17 protein-coding genes and 1 pseudogene are annotated in these 17,902 nt (G+C 56.4%); 11 read left to right on the top strand and 7 right to left on the bottom strand.

From position 1 onward, the window contains the following. The first annotated feature begins 21 nt into the window (after positions 1-21). From acnA to HWX69_RS02190, 8 genes and pseudogenes are all read left to right on the top strand, one after another. The gene (gene acnA, locus HWX69_RS02240) at positions 22-2,805 is read left to right on the top strand and encodes an aconitate hydratase AcnA (RefSeq protein WP_178915441.1); all 2,784 of its coding nucleotides are present in this window, start codon (positions 22-24) and stop codon (positions 2,803-2,805) included. A gap of 102 nt (positions 2,806-2,907) precedes the next feature. Then, on the top strand, positions 2,908-3,303 hold the full coding sequence (locus HWX69_RS02235; RefSeq protein ID WP_178915440.1) for a hypothetical protein: 396 nt from the start codon (positions 2,908-2,910) through the stop codon (positions 3,301-3,303). Positions 3,304-3,619: 316 nt separating this feature from the next. Continuing rightward, complete coding sequence (locus HWX69_RS02230; protein WP_348642968.1) at positions 3,620-5,635, top strand: copper-translocating P-type ATPase; 2,016 nt, start codon at positions 3,620-3,622, stop codon at positions 5,633-5,635. 174 nt (positions 5,636-5,809) lie between these two features. Then, positions 5,810-6,166 carry a hypothetical protein gene (locus HWX69_RS02225; protein WP_178915437.1) on the top strand — a complete coding sequence of 119 codons (357 nt, stop codon included), beginning with the start codon at positions 5,810-5,812 and terminating at the stop codon, positions 6,164-6,166. Positions 6,167-6,220: 54 nt separating this feature from the next. Continuing rightward, positions 6,221-6,490 carry a hypothetical protein gene (locus tag HWX69_RS02220; RefSeq protein ID WP_178915436.1) on the top strand — a complete coding sequence of 90 codons (270 nt, stop codon included), beginning with the start codon at positions 6,221-6,223 and terminating at the stop codon, positions 6,488-6,490. Between the two features lie 43 nt (positions 6,491-6,533). After that, positions 6,534-7,499: pseudogene (locus HWX69_RS18455) on the top strand (ADP-ribosylglycohydrolase family protein). Positions 7,500-7,571: 72 nt separating this feature from the next. Next, on the top strand, positions 7,572-8,420 hold the full coding sequence (locus HWX69_RS02195) for a hypothetical protein (protein ID WP_178915432.1): 849 nt from the start codon (positions 7,572-7,574) through the stop codon (positions 8,418-8,420). Between the two features lie 378 nt (positions 8,421-8,798). After that, a complete protein-coding gene (locus HWX69_RS02190) occupies positions 8,799-9,632 on the top strand; it encodes a type IV toxin-antitoxin system AbiEi family antitoxin domain-containing protein (RefSeq protein WP_178915430.1) in 834 nt (277 codons plus the stop codon). A gap of 35 nt (positions 9,633-9,667) precedes the next feature. Here HWX69_RS02190 and HWX69_RS02185 read toward each other — a convergent pair whose 3' ends face one another. The 4 genes from HWX69_RS02185 to HWX69_RS02170 all read right to left on the bottom strand — a co-directional run bounded on the left by HWX69_RS02185 (position 9,668) and on the right by HWX69_RS02170 (position 12,919). Continuing rightward, positions 9,668-10,711: an HNH endonuclease gene (locus tag HWX69_RS02185; protein ID WP_178915429.1), complete on the bottom strand. Its 1,044-nt coding sequence runs from the start codon at positions 10,709-10,711 to the stop codon at positions 9,668-9,670. A gap of 50 nt (positions 10,712-10,761) precedes the next feature. Then, entirely contained in the window at positions 10,762-11,031 is a 270-nt protein-coding gene (locus tag HWX69_RS02180; RefSeq protein WP_178915428.1) for a hypothetical protein, read from the bottom strand. A 380-nt stretch (positions 11,032-11,411) separates the two neighbouring features. Continuing rightward, entirely contained in the window at positions 11,412-12,449 is a 1,038-nt protein-coding gene (locus HWX69_RS02175; protein ID WP_178915427.1) for a hypothetical protein, read from the bottom strand. Then, entirely contained in the window at positions 12,449-12,919 is a 471-nt protein-coding gene (locus tag HWX69_RS02170) for a PDDEXK family nuclease (RefSeq protein WP_218644653.1), read from the bottom strand. The genes HWX69_RS02175 and HWX69_RS02170 overlap by 1 nt, the downstream gene beginning before the upstream one ends. A 126-nt stretch (positions 12,920-13,045) precedes the next feature. On the opposite strand from HWX69_RS02170, the gene HWX69_RS02165 reads away from it, so the two are divergent. Next, the gene (locus HWX69_RS02165; RefSeq protein WP_178915426.1) at positions 13,046-13,387 is read left to right on the top strand and encodes a hypothetical protein; all 342 of its coding nucleotides are present in this window, start codon (positions 13,046-13,048) and stop codon (positions 13,385-13,387) included. 576 nt (positions 13,388-13,963) lie between these two features. On the opposite strand, the gene HWX69_RS02160 is transcribed toward HWX69_RS02165, so the two are convergent. Both HWX69_RS02160 and HWX69_RS02155 read right to left on the bottom strand, forming a co-directional pair. Continuing rightward, on the bottom strand, positions 13,964-14,752 hold the full coding sequence (locus HWX69_RS02160; RefSeq protein ID WP_246286438.1) for a site-specific integrase: 789 nt from the start codon (positions 14,750-14,752) through the stop codon (positions 13,964-13,966). 2 nt (positions 14,753-14,754) lie between these two features. Then, positions 14,755-14,961 (bottom strand): hypothetical protein, encoded by a 207-nt coding sequence (locus HWX69_RS02155; RefSeq protein WP_178915424.1) that lies wholly within the window; start codon positions 14,959-14,961, stop codon positions 14,755-14,757. A 239-nt stretch (positions 14,962-15,200) separates the two neighbouring features. On the opposite strand from HWX69_RS02155, the gene HWX69_RS02150 reads away from it, so the two are divergent. Beyond that, positions 15,201-15,602 carry a hypothetical protein gene (locus HWX69_RS02150; RefSeq protein WP_178915423.1) on the top strand — a complete coding sequence of 134 codons (402 nt, stop codon included), beginning with the start codon at positions 15,201-15,203 and terminating at the stop codon, positions 15,600-15,602. A 157-nt stretch (positions 15,603-15,759) separates the two neighbouring features. Next, on the top strand, positions 15,760-16,443 hold the full coding sequence (locus tag HWX69_RS02145; protein ID WP_178915422.1) for a tyrosine-type recombinase/integrase: 684 nt from the start codon (positions 15,760-15,762) through the stop codon (positions 16,441-16,443). Positions 16,444-16,550: 107 nt separating this feature from the next. Here HWX69_RS02145 and HWX69_RS02140 read toward each other — a convergent pair whose 3' ends face one another. Continuing rightward, positions 16,551-17,849 (bottom strand): tyrosine-type recombinase/integrase, encoded by a 1,299-nt coding sequence (locus HWX69_RS02140; RefSeq protein WP_178915421.1) that lies wholly within the window; start codon positions 17,847-17,849, stop codon positions 16,551-16,553. Positions 17,850-17,902: the final 53 nt, after the last annotated feature.

The following is a 17,902-nucleotide window of genomic DNA, read 5'->3' as shown; positions in this document are numbered from 1 at the left end:
CCAATCACATATGTAGATACTATGACTGATACACTTCCATTCGATGCTGTCCGCGAACTTGACGTCGACGGGACGACGTACAAGATGGCCAACCTTCGAGCTCTCGACGAACAGGGGCTCTGCGATCTCGACTCGCTCCCGGTGAGTATCCGGATCCTCCTGGAGTCGGTACTCCGGAACGTCGACGGCGAGACTGTGACCGAAGCGGATGTCAGGAACGCTGCTGGTTGGGAACCGGATGTTCCGGATGCAGAGGTACCGTTCTCGCCGTCTCGGGTCGTCTTGCAGGACCTAACCGGCGTGCCCGCAGTCGTTGACCTGGCAGCCCTTCGCTCCGAAGTCGATCGCAAAGACCGGGATCCGACCCTGGTCGAACCGGAAATTCCCTGTGACCTCGTGATCGACCACAGCGTCCAGGTCGACTATTTCGACTCCGAAGACGCCTACGAGAAAAACGTCGGACTGGAGTACGAGCGAAACTCCGAGCGGTATCGCGCGATCAAGTGGGCACAGAACGCCTTTGAGAATTTCAACGTCGTTCCGCCGGGGACCGGCATCGTCCACCAGGTGAATCTCGAACATCTCGGCCGTGTCGTCCACGCCCGCGAACAGGACGGCGAGGACTGGATCTTGCCGGACACGCTCGTCGGGACGGACAGCCACACGCCGATGATCGGCGGTATCGGCGTCGTCGGCTGGGGCGTTGGCGGCATCGAAGCGGAAGCGGCGATGCTCGGCCAGCCGATCACGATGAAGCTCCCAGAGGTCGTCGGGGTCCGCCTGGTGGGCGAATTGCCCGAGGGTGCGACGGCCACGGATCTCGTGTTACACATCACCGAACGGCTCCGCGAGGTCGGCGTCGTCGATCGGTTCGTCGAGTTCTTCGGCCCCGGTGTACAGAACCTCACGGTCCCCGACCGAGCGACGATCGCCAATATGGCACCGGAACAGGGCTCGACGATCAGTATGTTCCCGGTCGACGAGCAGACGCTCGACTATCTCGAACTCACCGGACGCGACCCCGAACACATCGATCTCGTCCGCGAGTACCTTGAAGCACAAGGCTTGTTCGGGGAACAAGAACCGGAGTACACCGAGGTCGTCGAGTTCGACCTCGGGACCGTCGAGCCGAGTCTGGCTGGGCACAAGCGGCCACAGGACCGGATCCCGATGGGAGACGTGAAGCGGAGCTTCCGGGAGCTTCTCCACGGGGAGTTCGAAGACGATCTCGATGACGTCGACGAGGACGCCTTGCAGCGGTGGCTTGGTGAGGGTGGCGCAGCCGGTGCGGAGACCGATGGTGGCGTTCAAGTCGAGACCGAATCCGAGTTGAGTCCGCTGACGAAACGCGTCGAGGTTGACCTCGACGGTGAGACGGTGGAAATCGGGCACGGAGACGTCCTCGTCAGCGCCATCACCAGTTGTACGAACACGTCGAACCCGTCGGTGATGATCGCCGCGGGTCTGCTTGCCCGGAACGCCATCGAGAAAGGCTTGGATGTCCCGCCGTACGTCAAAACGAGTCTCGCGCCGGGGAGCCGCGTGGTAACGCAGTATCTCGAAGAGTCAGAGTTGCTTCCGTATCTCGAAGAGCTCGGATACGCCGTCGTCGGTTACGGCTGTACCACCTGTATCGGGAATGCCGGGCCGCTTCCGGACCCAATAGAGCAGGCGATCGACGACCACGACCTGTGGACGACGAGCGTCCTCTCGGGGAACCGTAACTTCGAGGCGCGGATCCATCCGAAGATCCGGGCGAACTACCTCGCAAGTCCGCCGCTCGTGGTCGCCTACGGGCTCGCGGGCCGAATGGATATCGACCTCGAACACGAGCCGCTGGGCACCGATGCGGATGGTGCCTCGGTCTATTTGACTGACATCTGGCCTGATACAGAGGACGTACAGGCAGCGATTCACGAGAACGTCTCTCCTGAGATGTTCGCGGAGAAGTACGCGTCCGTGTTCGAGGGTGATGAGCGGTGGGCTGCTCTCAATGTGCCAAGTGGTGATGTCTACGAGTGGGACGAGGATTCGACGTACATCCGCGAACCGCCGTTCTTCCAGGACTTCCCGTTAGAGAAACCAGGGGTCGCTGATATCGAGGGCGCGCGTAGTCTACTGATGCTCGGTGATACCGTTACTACCGACCACATCAGTCCAGCTGGCCCGTTCGGGCCCGATCTCCCTGCCGGTCAGTGGCTGCTCGATCACGGTGTTGAGGCATACGAGTTCAACACCTACGGCGCACGTCGGGGCAATCACGAGGTAATGATGCGGGGGACGTTCGCCAACGTCCGCATCGAAAACGAGATGCTCGACGGTGTCGAGGGCGGTTACACGGTCCATCACCCGACCGATGAACAAACTACCGTATTCGAAGCCAGTCGCCGCTACCGAGACGAGGGGACGCCGCTCGTCGTGATGGCTGGCGAGGAGTTCGGGACTGGGTCCAGTCGGGACTGGGCGGCGAAAGGAACGGATCTGCTTGGCGTCCGTGCGACGATCGCTGAGAGTTACGAGCGCATTTACCGTGACAACCTCGTCGGCATGGGTGTGCTCCCCTTACAGTTCGATGACGGTGACTCGTGGGGGGCTCTCGGACTGGATGGATCGGAGACCTTCACAATTCACGGTCTTGATGACGGGCTCAACGTGATGGATGAGTTGACCGTTATCGCCGAACGTGCGGACGGTTCGACCATCGAGTTCCCGGTAACGGCGCAGGTCGGAACGCCGACGGCCGTGACGTATATCGAACACGGTGGCATACTCCACTACGTCCTGAGACAACGACTCACGCAGTGAACTACCCCGCCCTACTCGCTCACAGCTGACGCCGTTCGCTCCTTGAGGAAGGGGACTTAGCACCTCATTTCAGTTAAATACGTACCTGTCGTTCAGTAACGTATGTTACGGATGTTCATTGGTGTCCTCGGAGCCGTTACAACACTGTTTCCGGACGAGATCGTTGCGCTCTTTGAGAGACTCGCTATCGCTAACCCTGGTGAAGGAACTCTGAGAGTGTGGATCAACCCAGCTATACGATTTGAGGGGGTTCTGGTGGCCGTGGTCTCCCTTCTTGGGGGCCGGTCGTATGCGTGGATGATGAACCTCACCGGGGTGTTCGGCGCAGTCATCCTCGTGTTCCCAAACCTGTATCGTAAGTTTGCTTCCACGCTCCTCTATGAACGCCCAGATTCTATCGACTGGAATGAGCAATTCACTACGGCCGTACGGATCATCGGTGCAATATACGTCTTTTTAGCGATCAAAACGTACAGAGACCGTCGAACAGAGACGTAGGATCATCTCCGACCGTATCAACCCCGTGCGTATTTCGCAGGTTTCCCGCCTGTTCAGAGGACATAGCAGTTTACAGTGGCCTTCACGTTGAAGCACCCCTGGAGTCAATCACTTCGTAATGGACGACGAATCCCAAAGAGCGACTGACGAGACTGACCCTACGCATCAGAGCGGGGACTCACACAGTGAACACAATGAGTCCCGTACTGAGGGGCGGAGTGAAAGATCGCAGATATCGGAAGCTGACCGCGGGCCGTCTCACGAAGCGGACCACGGTACAAACAGCCAGCACGACGCCCATGACGATCACGGTGGGATGCACGAGGGCCACGAGCAGATGTTCCGCCGGCGCTTTGTCGTCTCGACACTCCTGTCGATTCCTGTTCTTCTCTACAGCCCGACCCTGCAGGAGTGGCTGGGCTTTTCTGTCCCGGCGTTCCCCGGTAGCGAATGGATCAACCCCGTGTTCGCAGTGATCGTGTTCGCCTACGGTGGCATCCCCTTCCTGAAGATGGCGGTCCCCGAACTGCAAGACCGTGCGCCCGGGATGATGACGCTCATCTCTATGGCCATTACCGTCGCGTTCGTTTACAGCCTAGCGAGTGTCGTGTTCCCGGCGCAGTCGGCGTTCTTCTGGGAACTGGTGACGCTCATTGACATCATGCTGTTGGGTCACTGGATCGAGATGCGGTCGGTCCGCCGGGCTTCCAGCGCACTCGACGAATTAGCGAAGCTGATGCCCGACACCGCAGAGCGACTCACTGAATCAGGGAAAACCGAGGAGGTCCCCGTGAACCAACTCGGAGAGGGAGATCTTGTGCTCGTCCGTCCTGGGGCGAGCGTCCCAGCAGACGGTGTGGTCGAAGAAGGCGATTCCGACGTGAATGAGGCGATGATCACCGGCGAATCTCGCCCCGTCTCGAAGGCACCAGGTGACGAGGTGATCGGTGGTACAGTGAACGGTGACGGCAGTCTTCGGGTTCGAATCGACGCGACCGGCGACGAGACGACGTTGGCTGGCATTATGCGGCTCGTCGAAGACGCCCAGCAGAGTAAGTCCAAGACACAGATGCTCGCCGACCGGGCAGCAGGGTGGCTATTCTACGTCGCGCTCGGTGCGGCCGTCGTGACCGCTATCGCGTGGACACTTGCGGTTCAGTTCAACGCAACAGTAATCGAGCGGGTGGTCACCGTCCTCGTTATCGCTTGTCCGCACGCGCTCGGGCTGGCAATTCCGCTCGTCGTCGCCATCAACACCTCGATGGCCGCACGAAACGGAATGCTCATCCGCGACCGAATTGCCATGGAACAGGCGCGAGATCTCGATACAATCGTGTTCGACAAAACGGGGACGCTCACGAAAGGCGAACACGGGGTCGTTGGCGTCGAGACAACCGAAGCCATCACTGAGGACGAAGCGCTCGCGCTGGCCGCCGGGGTCGAGGGCGATTCCGAACACATGATCGCCCAAGCTGTCCGTAAGGAGGCTGATGAGAGGGAAGTCACCGCACCGAACGCCACGAACTTCGAGGCGCTCAAAGGACGCGGTGTGCGGGCGACGGTTGCGGACGAAACCGTCCACGTGGGCGGGCCGAACCTCCTCGAACATCTCGACAGCGATGTCCCGACTTCCCTCCAGGCGTTCGCTGACGAGGCTGGTGCGAACGCCCAAACAGTCGTCTATCTCGTCCGCGACGGCTCGCCCGTCGCGGCGTTCGCAATGGCGGACGTCGTCCGTGAGGAGAGCTACCGGGTCGTTGAAGCGCTCCACGACCTCGGTATCGAAGTGGCGATGCTCACGGGGGACTCTGCGGACGTGGCTCATGCCGTCGCCGAGGACCTCGGCATCGACACCGTATTCGCGGAGGTCCTTCCCGAAGACAAAGACAAGAAGGTGACTGAACTGCAGGACCAAGGCAAACTCGTTGGGATGGTCGGTGACGGCGTTAACGACGCACCGGCACTCACCCGGGCGGACATCGGGATCGCTATCGGAAGCGGAACTGACGTTGCGGTCCAGTCGGCGGACATCATTCTGGTACAGAACAATCCGATGGACGTGGTCCGACTCGTCAAGTTAAGCCGAGCGAGCTACAAGAAGATGCGAGAAAATCTCGTCTGGGCGGCCGGCTACAACGTCTTCGCCATCCCGCTGGCAGCGGGCATCCTCTTCCCGTGGGGGATTCTGCTGTCCCCGGCCGTCGGGGCGCTACTGATGTCCTTGAGCACGGTTATTGTTGCTATCAATGCCCAGTTCCTTCGGCGAGCCGATCTCACAGTTCTGAGCCTTTCCGAGGTGTCGTCGCCAGCCGATACCCGTCCGACTGGTTGATTTTCCGCGAGTGTCTTTCCCGACCCTAGTCCCGGCGAATACTGTCAATCGGGCTATCTTCTTAATAATCAGTCCGACCACCAAAACCCGTCACCGTGTGCGGGTTTCAACAAAGCCGGATTATGGTACCTACCACAAGATTAATGCGTAATAAGCATATATCTATATGTAATTATGCTCAACGGGCATTTCAAGTCGGCGGGGGCGAGTATCGAGTACGGTGCTGCTGGCTGTCTCTTCCCCGTCGATGAACTGGATGCGACGGTGTTCCAGTACCGAGATGCCCAAGTCGCGCTTGACGACGTCGATGGATCGAACGTCATCGTCGTCGCCCCGACGAGCCTTGCAACCAGTTACTTCCTCACCCAGCACGCGCTCACCGCGATCCGCGTCGACAGTCTCTCCACCGCAGTCCAGACACAGATCGCCGCTGCGCTCGACGCTCGCATCGACACGTTCGAGCTCATTCAAATCGGCAAGTGGAACAGTACCAGCGCGAATCACTCGCTCGCCGAATTCACGGAAGCCTGAGCCCCAACGCTTGGACGTACGGACTCAGAAAACCCCAGCAGGACACGACTACCAATGACCGAGACACTCTCCGATGAGTACCCGGAGGCCGCCCCGTACATCCAGCAAGCCATCGATGAGCACGGTGAAGACTGGGTGCTTGAACACTACTATGAGCAACTCTATCCGCTGGGACGGGTTATGGAGATGCCTGAAAAGGACGAGCTCCCTTTCTACGATCCGGACGAGCACGACACGATGACGGAGGAAGAACGAGTGGAGATGTACCAAGCGTGGGCTGAATACCGGGAGAATCTTCGTACCGGAACGAAACCTGACGAGTAACTACCTCCCTACATTTTTCTCAGCGGTAGTTCTTGAGTGACGTATGGATTTGGATCGGGCGCGTGGTGTCCTCCTTGGGCTAGCGTGCGGGGACGCGCTTGGCTGGCCAGTCGAGTTTGCGTCTACCTCAGCAATCAGTGCTGAACACGGTCGGCTCAACTTCGATGACCTGATGTACGACATCTGGCAGGAGTACCTCGCATGACGATTCGCGCTGAAATCATCGGGAGCGACCTCGCACCCGCGGGATGGGTGGAAGTTGACCCCATCGACTACGAGTACACGGGTGCAGACCCGGACGGCGAGGTCGTAGCCTACCTTGAACGGGTGAAGAACGGCACGCGGTCGTTTGATTGGCCGGTCGAGGACGACGTGAACTACGACGACGAGTATCCACCTGACCTGATTCTCGTCGCCATCAAGTCCGAGATCCAGGCACTCGACCCGGTGTGGTATCTCGACTTGCCGTCAGATTTCGAGGTTACGAGTATCGAGTATGGCGCAGAGTAATCCAGCAATCGAGGCGCTCATCAACGCCCACGGTGAGGGGGCGATTCGTAAGGCGTTCTGGCTGCAACGGAAAATCAAGCGTGATGGCATCGACGGTATCCACTACATGGGGCGCGCCGAGGAGAAGGTCAATCAGATGAGTGGGCGTGGATGAAACAGCGCATTCAGTCCAATATGAGACACGAGTACTGAAATGAATCCCGACGAGATGCTGCAATAACTGGCGATCACCCTCGCCGAGAACCTCACGGTGGCTGGTTTGCTTGAAGATGCGGACACGCCGTTACAGGACGCGCTTGACTACGTCGGTTCGGGCGCGCCTGATGAGCTTGTGACGGCAGTGAATCGCGGCGGTGATACGGACACGATTGGCGCGATTGCGGGCGCAGTCGCTGGGGCGCGGTTCGGGGCCTCACAGCTTCCGGATCGATGGCTGGGTGCTATCGACGAGGTCAACGAGCTCGAAAAACTGGCAACCCAGCTTACCGACGTAGGGTAATTCAGGGGATGTGTGTTGGCCAAGCTTTGGATGTAGTGTGTTTTAATTCGGTCTGTCGCCTACGCTGATGGGATGACTGCCTGTGTCTATTACCATCATCCCGAGGATTCTCAGTATTCTCTCGCGTACGTTACTCAGGACAGGGATGAGATAACGACGTCCGGGCAAGATGCAATTATTGAGCAGTACGATCTGGATGAGGAATTCTTCGTACTGTATACAAATCGCGGGGCGAGCGGTACGGTCGAGGACCTTGATGACGAGTTTGAAGATGTACTCGATGAGATGTCGCCACAGAACCGGACGATTACGGTGCGGTTGCTTCAGATCTTCGAGGAGATCATCGAGGAAAAGGAACTGGAGGAGGAAACGAAGCTCGAAATTTACAAGCAGATCGAATTAGAGCGGATCCCCGACGCTCTCGCACGCGTGGATTGGACCGGTACCGCCATCGATGTCGCAGGGCAGCTTATGTCTACACTCATTCTGAAACACGCGCTGCCCAACGCGAATCACCGGACATCGATCAGTATGGCTCAATGGTACCTGGAGAGTATTGAAACCGGATTCTCCTTCCCTGACTTTGCGACCGAAGAGTACGACTGGAAGACGTGGGTCAACGAGTACATTACCGAGTCGAAGCGGCTTCTCACGGTTCGGCGGAATACGACGGCGTTCTCGTTACTCTCTGAGTGGGGATGTGACACTGTTATGCGGAAGAATGGCATCGAGATCGTTCTGGCAGAGTATGACCTTGATTTCACTCGTTCAGAGGCCTACGCGTACTATGGTGACGTGCATACAGAGCTCTGTACGGACTTCCTCATTGAATCTGTTACCCGTGCTGGACACGATGAGCTCATCACTACCGAGGGTATTGGCAAAGCAGAATTCGTCTCGTTCCTCGATGAGGCAGAATAACCGCGTTAGTCCTGGAGGTCCGCGACAGTACGTCCGAGCTCCCGGGCGTGTTCGCTCTGGCTTACGTCGTACCGCTCTTCGATTGAGCGGAGTCGTTCTTGGAACGTCATTGTTGGGCCTCCAGTTGCGTCTACTGTAAGTAAAGCAGTTACCGCATAAGAACCTTTTCCCAGTCGTTCAAGCGAGAACGAGTCGTCGCTCGGTTGTGTTAAGAAAGAGCGTCCAGAGTCCGCTTCCCCACTCGACGAAGTAGTGGAGGTTGTATTCAGATTTAGATTTTGTGTACGTCCACTGACCTATGACCCGCTTTTCTCAAACTATGTTTCAAGACGTCATTTATTACTGATGCGATTTAGGATCTATGTACGGTAAGCGGCTATGGAGTCAACAAACGGCGTAGAGATTCAACGAAAGAGCTTGTCGACGCGCGAGGCGCAGGCGCTGTCACGGCTCGCAAGCGAGAACCGGGAGATCATCAGCATTAGTGACCTCGCGGATGTTCTGGATATCCCGCGAAAGTCGGCGAAGGATATGGCGTATGCGCTCAAGGAGAAAGGCTGGCTTGAGCGAGTCGCGCACGGGAAGTACCTGATTCTGCCACTTGCTGCGGGCGAGAACGCCGTGTATACAGCGCACGAGTTCGTGATCGCGTCCGCCCTGGTGGAGCCGATGTACGTTGGGTACTGGAGTGCGCTGAACCATCACGGACTGACGGAGCAGGTGCCCCGAACGGTGTACATCGTGACGACAACGCGCGCTCAAGAGCACGAAATCCACGGGGTGACGTATCGACCCGTGACCGTCACTGAGCAGAAATTCTTCGGCTATCAACCGACTGCAGTCGGGTCGAACCAGGCGAACATTTCGAGTATCGAGAAGACCCTGGTCGATTGCGCCGACCACCCGGAGTTCTGCGGCGGTATCAGCGAGCTTGCAAAGGCACTGAAGAACGCTGTCGACACGCAATGTTCGTGGGAACGAGTCGTCGAGTGCCTGCGACGAGTCGGGAATGGAGCCGCAACGAAACGAATCGTCTACCTCGCCGACCAGTTGGACATTACCCTGCCAGAGTACGAGGACCTCGTCGAGAACTTCACGACTGGATATCCACTACTGGATCCGACGCGAGAAACGACAGGGACCAGGGACAGTACGTACCAACTTCGCCTGAACGGGCCTCCCAAATCGGTGCTCCCGGATGAGTTCTCATAATTTCATCCATAGTTACAGAATCGAGTCATACTGTACTAGAGCCACGAGAGCCCGGTGTTCAGTTCCTCCAGGAACGACGGTTGGACTTGTGCGCCGGGTGGGAATGCGAGTTGTTCGCCGTCCCGGTCAAGGATTGTTTCCCGCAGGAACGGGTGCGCTGGATCGAATGACGGGCTGGTACGGATCCGGTAGTCCCTATCGATAGTGAACAGCGCAGCGTCGAACGCGCGGTGGTGCAGTGAGTTCAACACGAAGACGTTCTCTGGGTGTTCTGCGAGATCGGGATGTTGACTCCGTGGGAGGATGTGCGCGAGATCCAGCAACTCGTCTTCTCGAATGCCAGTCAGGGTGCACGCGTGGTCGTAGCGGTCGAGTGTATCTGCACGGAAGGCGTCGCTCACGGTGATTTCGGACGTTTCGTAGCGGCGGATCCGGCCGCTCGAATCGAGGAGTTCGCCGGTCGGCCACTGGGCAACCTCCCCGGTCTGGACCCAGTGTTGCCAGACGTCAGGTGCCGCGCTGTCGTCGTTCTGCTGGGCGCGTTCGTGCAGCCACGTGACGGGGACGGCGTTGGTGTTGAGTATCGAGAAGTGGAACTGGTAGTTCGGGACCTGCGTCCCGTCCTTAGAACGGTACGCGCGGACTTCGAAGTGGTCGGGAACGCAGAGCCCGCAGAACTCGACGACTCCTGATTCGGGTTTGCGGAAAACGAGGACGGGCGGAACGTCCTCGCGCCGCCTAGCCGCGGCGTTGTCGAAGGCGGTCTTGATTTTCTGGTTCTGCGTGGACTCGTCGTAGGGGTTCGATGCCTTTGCGTCGCCCCAGTAGCTGATGTAGCCGGCGTTGACGGCGAGCGTGTCCTCCCACGGGTCGTCGTGCTGGGAGATGCCGCTGTCGTTGGAGACGAGCACGAGCGCTGCAGGCGTATCCGACCGATCAGCACCGAGATCACGGATCCCGCCCGTGTTTTTGATACCGCTGTCAAGTGGGCCGCGGATCCACCGCAGAAACTGGTCCTCCGAGTTGCGGTAACTCCCAGTATCACGATAGTGTTTCCCGACCCGAAACGCGTGTTGCATGATACCACGGCATTACGTCTGTCAGTCCATAAATGCCTACGTGATACGCGCTACTCGTCCGTTTCAGCCTGCGGTTCGAGCGGTTCGAACGTTCTGACCTCGTCACCCAGTTGCTCTCGGAAGTCATCAATTGATGTCACTCGGATGCTTCCTGGCATCGGGCCGTAGTCATCCCAGTCTGGGGTATATCGAACGACGCGCGAGTGAAGCTCTCCGCTTCCGGTTTCGAGGTCGTACTCGTTGAAGACGTGGTGAACGTCGATGACGAGCACCGCTCCGTGTTCGTCGTGTTCGTAGATCGTGTTCCCGGTGACTCTCATCGTTTCTCGTGTTCGGATTGATGCTCTATACCTCTGGATACCAGTAATCAGTTTCCCTGGCCCGAGTCGTATTCGGCTTGACAGCGTTCTATAGAACGCACACCTCGTTTCCGCACTGGGCAACTACTCGGTCCAGCATGCTTCGATTCGTGCGTCGAGACGAGTGAGTACAGCGGCAAGTACGTCCCGCCATTCGTCAAGGTAGTCCTCGTCTTCACCTGGTGTCGGTGTATCCGATGCTGGGCGGGATTGCTCGGGTTGTCAGGCATCGATGTGATCGGGAGTGCGACCAGAGACTGGATGGTCACGCCGCACGGCGTCGAGGAGGGTGCTCTGCGTTCGAGCGTTCCCGTTCGACCCCGTAGGGTCACATCGCCTCTTCAATACGTTGCGTCGAGAATGGTGAGATCCCGTTCCAGTTGCGGTTCGATTTTCGGGCTTCGACAGTCGAGGTCGAGTTGTTCGTGTTGCCAGTGACGACCGTCTTTCCCGTTCCAAACGCCGTAGACGGTGACCTTCGGGAGTTGAATCACACCGAAGATGATTGCGAGATAGTGGAGTAGTTCAGCCGCTTGCGTCCACGATCCCGTAGACTTCCGCGGAATATCGACAGGGTACTTAACGTGGTGTGCCGGCACGCTGGCATCGATGCTCCTTTCGACGAATCCGTAATCGTTGCTGAATAGCAGCGCTTGCTTCCGGCTGGTCTGATTGAATTCCTGGTACGCAGAAATGATCGCCTCATCACCGGTGTCACACTCGATGACATCGACTGTTCGGTCGGTCCGTAGGCGACGATACTCGTAGAGCCCGAGGAACCCTTCCCGATTGGAGCCGGCTGGCTGGTTATCGAGACGAGCGAATTCCTCCCCGAACGCCTCGGTCAGTTCGTGCGTGTTGTACTGCTTGTAATGCCAATCCAGTTCTTCCTTGACGCCGGTGGCGAGTGCGTACCCGTTCGTTGGTCGTCGATTTCGTTCATCAGTGTCGCCTGTCTCACTGTCGATTCCCAGTACTTCTGGTAGCCGCCACGGCATAATATTCGCATCGAGTCCGACGACGACAGGGTCGTTGCCGGCTTCGAGATCTGCATACCCGTACCGCTGAATGAAGTCTTGAACCTCGTCGTGATTAGCGAGCGTTACGTGACCGCTGGCGACGGCCGCGCGGGTGTACGTCTCGGCATCTGGCAGGTCATCGAAGGCAGGTTCACCGTACTTCGCAGGGATCGTATCACGGTTGTCTTGGTACGTCATCGTGCCTTGCGTGAACCTGACCGTGGCTTGCCCATCATCCGCTAAGGAGATCTGCACTAACTCACCGATGTCTGCGCACGGATGCTTCACTGAGATCGATTCGACGCCCTGGTCGTACAGTGCGTTCAACAGCACCACTAATCGGCGGCGTTCAATCTGCATCACAGGATCTCCTTGAAATCGATCAAATCAGTCGCCGTCCGCGGGATTTCGGCATAGTACTGTCCGTAATACCCCCCTGCTTTCCGGTGGAAGTAGAAGACGTGGTCGGCGTTGAATTTGAACCCGGCTTGAAAGGCTATCGCGGACATGAACTTCCGACCCGGGGTCACGTCCACAGCAACCGTGTCTCCCTGATCCCGAGCAGCTTCGATAGTAGACCGGTAAAACCCGATGATACCGTGAAAGTCAGTCTCGTGCTCTAGATCGTGTACCGAGACATCCGCATCCCCGTCATATGCATCGATGATTGTCTCAAACCTGTCTGTGGCCTCGACGACATAATCAGCGACTCCGGGATTCGACAGAATCCAGACCTCGTCCGGCACGTATCCCTGATCGCAGGCAGCCGTCAACGGGTTCAAAATCCCGGGCATCGTGGGGGTCCCGTTAGTCACCCAAATGTTGACCATTACTCTACGCGAGTCACGCTAGTTTCAATAGTGTTCTCCCATTTTAGAGGATACTCTTGATTGTGCTTCCCTCCATCCACCTTAGTCTCTTAACGGTTTTTGGCGTTCAACAATCTAATGACGTGCATGTTCTCGCACGATATCGAACCAGGGTGGACAGTAGAGTGGGCAACACCCTCACCGAACGGTGACGAATATCTCGACAACTTGGTCTTGAGCCGTGACCAAGCCATCGAATACGGCGACGAACTAGTGATGTCGCTTCGGGTGGATGGTAGAATGCTGCGAGAACGTGAACTTGACCCTAGAGAACCGTTCATCTGGAAGATCGAAGACGGGAAGCTATTGACAGAACAGATCTCTCGCAGAATATTCGAAGAGGTAGCTAACAGCGACCGAGATGACGCCCTCTATGCACAACACGTGCTGGTCTCTCGGGCTGAAAAACGGCTGAACCGACCACAGTAACAACCATACACTTCACTCAAAAAGATAACAAATCGCAGCTATTGAAACCACTCTATTATGATGTGTGGCTGACCACTTCCACCGTTGTGTACAAGAGGAAATAATGAATAATTCCGGAGACGGTACTCTCATCGCTGTTCATAATTTGATAATATAGACGAATGCAAAACCAGATTGGCCCGCTCTCGTCGGGCGTTTTTCGTAGATCTCTATATTATCGATGACTGCATAACCACACCGTTTCAGCCACTATCAAGATGTGACAGCTGAATTTCTGTTATTCTATTATTTCATCTTCTACTACGTCATTCGCGTTGGGCTGTGAGTGATCCTGAGTAGAACGCTACTCTTCCTCTTCTATAGAACAGACTGATGGAGACTACTATCAGAGTACATCATTAGGTTGGTAGTGTCGCTCCAGCCGTTCTATTCTTATTTCCAGCAGGTTGGGTCAAAACCTACCGAGGCAAATCTCCCGACGTCTCGTCTTGTTCAGAACTCTACGGCCATTTCTAACCCTATGAATCTCCTCGTCGGTAGTGGGCTGCAGTTGACGTTATCTTCGAAAAGAAGGAGTCACAAGAACTCATCAAACGAGTGATGGTCGTCGCTTTCTCCGGTCTCTGGTTCTTCAGATTCCTGCTCCTCAGTGTCTTCCGCAATGATTCGTTCGAGGGTATCAATACGGTCCCCAAGTTGGTCCATCTTGCTGAGTACTTTCTCGAAGTCGGACTGGTGGTCGGTTTCAATATCGAGGACTCCTTTCTGGGCCAGGTGTCGTTCGATGACGTCATCGAAGTAGGGGTCCAGATACTCTTCTTTCATGTAATCTGGATCTTCCCACCCGCCGAGGGCCGCGATGAATTCGATTTTGACTCGCTCTCTGTAGAATAGATTGGTTGCGAAATATCGCCGGAAGTCGTGGAACGTCACTTCGAGGAAATCATCGTCACCGGTTTTGTCAGCTGCTCGTTCCCGTGCGTCCACGATATCGTTCTGAAGAGTTCCCTTGGACTTCGGATAGAGAGGGGATGAAGGCCTGATGTTCTTCCGTTTGCTGTACCGTTCGAGTTCCTCAAGTAACGAGATGGGAACCCAGGGTTTCCGGGGCTTCTTACTATTCTCTTTCCGTGTTTCCTTCCCCCACACGCGCATAAAGAAAATCTCTACATCGGGGCTTCGAGATTTCTGAATCTTATCGAGGGTTACCTCAAGTACCTCCTTTTTTCTCAGGGAGCATTCCCCACCGAGCCGGAACGCAATCTCCGCTCGATCACGTGATGCGCATTCGAGCATCGTCTCGTATTCGTGCGGCTCCATGAAGACCCGGTAGCCGTCTGAGTTGGAGTGAGGGACCAGACGCATCCTCACCGAACCTCTTCCAACTCCTTGATCCGCTCCAGGTCTTTCGTGATCGATTCTACTGATGCGTCGTCCCCATACTCGACGAATGCTGCTATCGCCAACGCTCGAACGAAGTCGTTGTTGCTGTGTTTGATCAGCCGTTCGAGTTGCTCTTTGTTTTCCCGCACGTACTCCCTCGGCGGGAGATTTCCATCCTCGTATTCGACCATACCCGAATTAGAACAGAGAGGGTAAACTACGCGACTAGAATATAATGACTTCACCAGGGAAAATTATTTATAGACGACTCAGAGTCGCAGCAGATATGTTCTCTAACCTTCGAACTCAACATTATAATCTCACGATATATTCTACCATTTTCCAATAATCATTAGAAGAATATCCCCGGATTTCAGAGTTCCACCCTTGGCTATCTTATTTACCTATGGACCAGGAAAGCTGTCTTGTAATGGACGAAACTGAGTTCGAACGACTACTGAAAAAGAAATACGCACAGATTGTGCTGAATGAGTTGCTGGACGCACCAGAGAATAGTTACGCGTTTACTGCGCTTCGAGAGAAGGTCAATACTATCGTTGCAGACGACTCCGTGGGGGCCAAGGAATTGGGTCGAGATGAAGAGTACTCTCCTGCCACCCTAAGTTTGACACTTTCACAGGCAGAGGAGGCTGGCATCGTCACTCACTACCTCAATGATAACGGGGAGAAACGATGGCGACTGCATCCTACACGACTGTCACAATCTCAGATAGACGAGATCCGATCCAAGAACAGTTCAAACACCATCCACATGGATACACCACACCATGATGGCTACGGACAGCGTCACACCGATTCTACGTTCTCCTAAAGTTCCGTCGCCTGTTGAATAACTTGCTCCTGGCAATCCTCCGGATTTCTGACAAACACCATACGACCGATTGATTTGAGGTATAAATTTTTCGGCGTTGAAGTGGCTTCGCCCACGATTCGCCGATTATCCCCTGGGTCGAACGATGGGATGCGTCATGCTAGAACCGAACGACGACCAGTGGAAGATACTCCGCTGGGAAGACCACATCGTACCGATCCTCGAACATCCGAACATCCACATTCGAGACAAGGCCCTCATCGCCGTGCAGTGGGAGTTGCACGCACGATCATCTGAACTTCACCGGCTCAGCTTCGGTGATTTGGAAGACAGGGGCGACCACATGAACATACTGCTCACTCGTCCAAATGACCGGAAACGATTACTCCCCCTCTGCGGATCGATGCCGTACTTGAAGAAGTGGGTACAAGCAGAACACCCAGTAGCTGAACTGCTCACTGAGGACGCGGACCCGCTGGAGGAAGCTGCCCCGGAGACGCCAATCTGGACAACGATCCATTCGAACAAGGATCTCTCCATGGCTCAGTTACGGTCGATCATAAGGCGAGCCTGCAAGTCCGCTGATGTCCCGAGGGAAATCACGCTGCACGACATCCGCCGATCACGAGCGAAACGCCTGGCCGTCCAACTCGGACTGAGAACTCCCGCCCTTCGGGAGAGATTCGGATGGGAGCCGCATAAGCACAAGCAGTTCGTCGAAACATTCCAAGACGAAGACCTCAACGGAGGCGTTAGACCACGACCACCAATCAAATGTCCAGAGTGTGGGGCGTGGACGCCACCACATCAACCGTGCCTCTGGTGCGGGGCCGATCACTGATACCCCACGCTCTGTAGCGAACCGGCGAACCAACTTCTAATTGCTCCTTTTTTAACAGATGGGAAGCAGTAGGTGATTACTCCAGTACACAGAGGGACCGTCGTCGGTCACTCAGTCGCTTCGACGAACTCCCGAGCTGTATCCATGACCTTTGCATCGCCACCGAGGGTTTCGATCAGCGGTTCGATCTCCTCGACTGCGTCCAACAGCTCCGGGTTCTCCTTCGCAAGCCGGAGTAGCTCTCGCCGTTTCTTGGATTCCTCTTTTTCGAGTTCGTCGACGGCGTCAGGTTCCATCGCCTGGTGACACCAGACGCAGAACGGTTCGTCGCGCGGGGTCTCTTTGTCGCACCGGGGACACGTGACCGGCGTCCGATCTTCCGTTTTCTCCGTCTCCACGTCGAGACCCTGAAGTTCTGCGTACTGGTTGTTCTCGTTCTCGGGGCCGAACGCCGCGATGTACCGTCGCGCGTGGTCGGATGTGGGCTTCCTGCCTTGGCGGTCGTTAATGAACGATTCATTCGCCCCCTGTTTGGCGAGCCAGTACGTGTTCGACTTTCTGAAGTTGGTCGGCGTGACCGGCTTGTCGATGCCAGCTCGCCGTCCTGCTTTCTTGAAGCGACCGAGGAACGTCTGGTAGCTAGCATTGTCGTATGCGTCATCCAGGTTGCACCAGAGGTACGCCTCGTCATCGTCCGGTGCTGGATGCTCGCTGAGCCACTGCTGTAGGTAGGGAACACTGTTGATCAGTGTGACGGAGTGTTCCCCTTGTTTCCCGTCGAGACTGATCTGTATCCCATGATCGGCATCGTTGACTTGTCCCATCCGGACCTCGTGCATTTCCTCTCCTCGGGGTCCGAGCTCGTGGGCGACCGTGATGAGTGCCTTATCACGTTTATTGGTCGTTCCTTCGTCGGCCATCCGTTTGGCCTCCTTCCAGTCCAGCATGTCCGCTCGACTTGGTGAGGGATCGTAGGAGTTGCTCGTGCCCGTTGGGATCCACGCTAGCGAGTCTGGCACCTCGTCGTCAGCCATCTTGAGGACCCGCTTGCCGAACACTCGGAGTGCGACCCGGTAATCCTGGTTCGTCTCTTCGCTGAACTCTGGGGTGTTCCGTTCTCGGTTGATCCACACGACGACCTCTTCGGCGGCGTCTCGACTTTCGAGCGCGTCCGCGAGCCCACCAACTTGCTCTGCCAGGATGACGCAGTGACGGAGGAGCTTGAGATGCCGGTAGTCGGTGTACTTCGAACTGAGAAGGTCGAGTTGTCGGCTGAATTCGAGAAGCACCTCTGCGTCGTCCTCCGAGATCGACGGTGCGTCATCGTCGTCAGGCGGCTCGTCGGACAGACCTGACCGTTTCTTGATGCGTTTTTGGAGGTTCTCGATTTGATCTCTCGTTCCCATCTCTGCTTATATATTTTATCCGCTGGGCTTTAACCCTTAGCCCTAAAGCCGGC

The sequence above is a fragment of the Natronomonas gomsonensis genome (genome assembly GCF_013391635.1).
Classification (GTDB): Archaea; Halobacteriota; Halobacteria; order Halobacteriales; family Haloarculaceae; genus Natronomonas; species Natronomonas gomsonensis_A.
Note: the sequence above shows the minus strand (reverse complement) of the source record. Positions and strands in the feature narration are given on the sequence as shown.

Bases quoted from the DNA above. Each gene is read 5' to 3' on its own strand.
- HWX69_RS02145 (WP_178915422.1), top strand. From the start codon at position 15,760: ATGCTAGAACCGAACGACGACCAGTGGAAGATACTCCGCTGGGAAGAC.
- HWX69_RS02180 (WP_178915428.1), bottom strand. From the start codon at position 11,031: ATGAGAGTCACCGGGAACACGATCTACGAACACGACGAACACGGAGCG.
- HWX69_RS02225 (WP_178915437.1), top strand. From the start codon at position 5,810: ATGCTCAACGGGCATTTCAAGTCGGCGGGGGCGAGTATCGAGTACGGT.
- HWX69_RS02230 (WP_348642968.1), top strand. From the start codon at position 3,620: ATGCACGAGGGCCACGAGCAGATGTTCCGCCGGCGCTTTGTCGTCTCG.
- HWX69_RS02160 (WP_246286438.1), bottom strand. From the start codon at position 14,752: ATGCGTCTGGTCCCTCACTCCAACTCAGACGGCTACCGGGTCTTCATG.
- acnA (WP_178915441.1), top strand. From the start codon at position 22: ATGACTGATACACTTCCATTCGATGCTGTCCGCGAACTTGACGTCGAC.
- HWX69_RS02150 (WP_178915423.1), top strand. From the start codon at position 15,201: ATGGACGAAACTGAGTTCGAACGACTACTGAAAAAGAAATACGCACAG.
- HWX69_RS02175 (WP_178915427.1), bottom strand. From the start codon at position 12,449: ATGCAGATTGAACGCCGCCGATTAGTGGTGCTGTTGAACGCACTGTAC.
- HWX69_RS02155 (WP_178915424.1), bottom strand. From the start codon at position 14,961: ATGGTCGAATACGAGGATGGAAATCTCCCGCCGAGGGAGTACGTGCGG.
- HWX69_RS02185 (WP_178915429.1), bottom strand. From the start codon at position 10,711: ATGCAACACGCGTTTCGGGTCGGGAAACACTATCGTGATACTGGGAGT.
- HWX69_RS02195 (WP_178915432.1), top strand. From the start codon at position 7,572: ATGACTGCCTGTGTCTATTACCATCATCCCGAGGATTCTCAGTATTCT.
- HWX69_RS02235 (WP_178915440.1), top strand. From the start codon at position 2,908: ATGTTACGGATGTTCATTGGTGTCCTCGGAGCCGTTACAACACTGTTT.
- HWX69_RS02190 (WP_178915430.1), top strand. From the start codon at position 8,799: ATGGAGTCAACAAACGGCGTAGAGATTCAACGAAAGAGCTTGTCGACG.
- HWX69_RS02165 (WP_178915426.1), top strand. From the start codon at position 13,046: ATGTTCTCGCACGATATCGAACCAGGGTGGACAGTAGAGTGGGCAACA.
- HWX69_RS02170 (WP_218644653.1), bottom strand. From the start codon at position 12,919: ATGGTCAACATTTGGGTGACTAACGGGACCCCCACGATGCCCGGGATT.
- HWX69_RS02140 (WP_178915421.1), bottom strand. From the start codon at position 17,849: ATGGGAACGAGAGATCAAATCGAGAACCTCCAAAAACGCATCAAGAAA.
- HWX69_RS02220 (WP_178915436.1), top strand. From the start codon at position 6,221: ATGACCGAGACACTCTCCGATGAGTACCCGGAGGCCGCCCCGTACATC.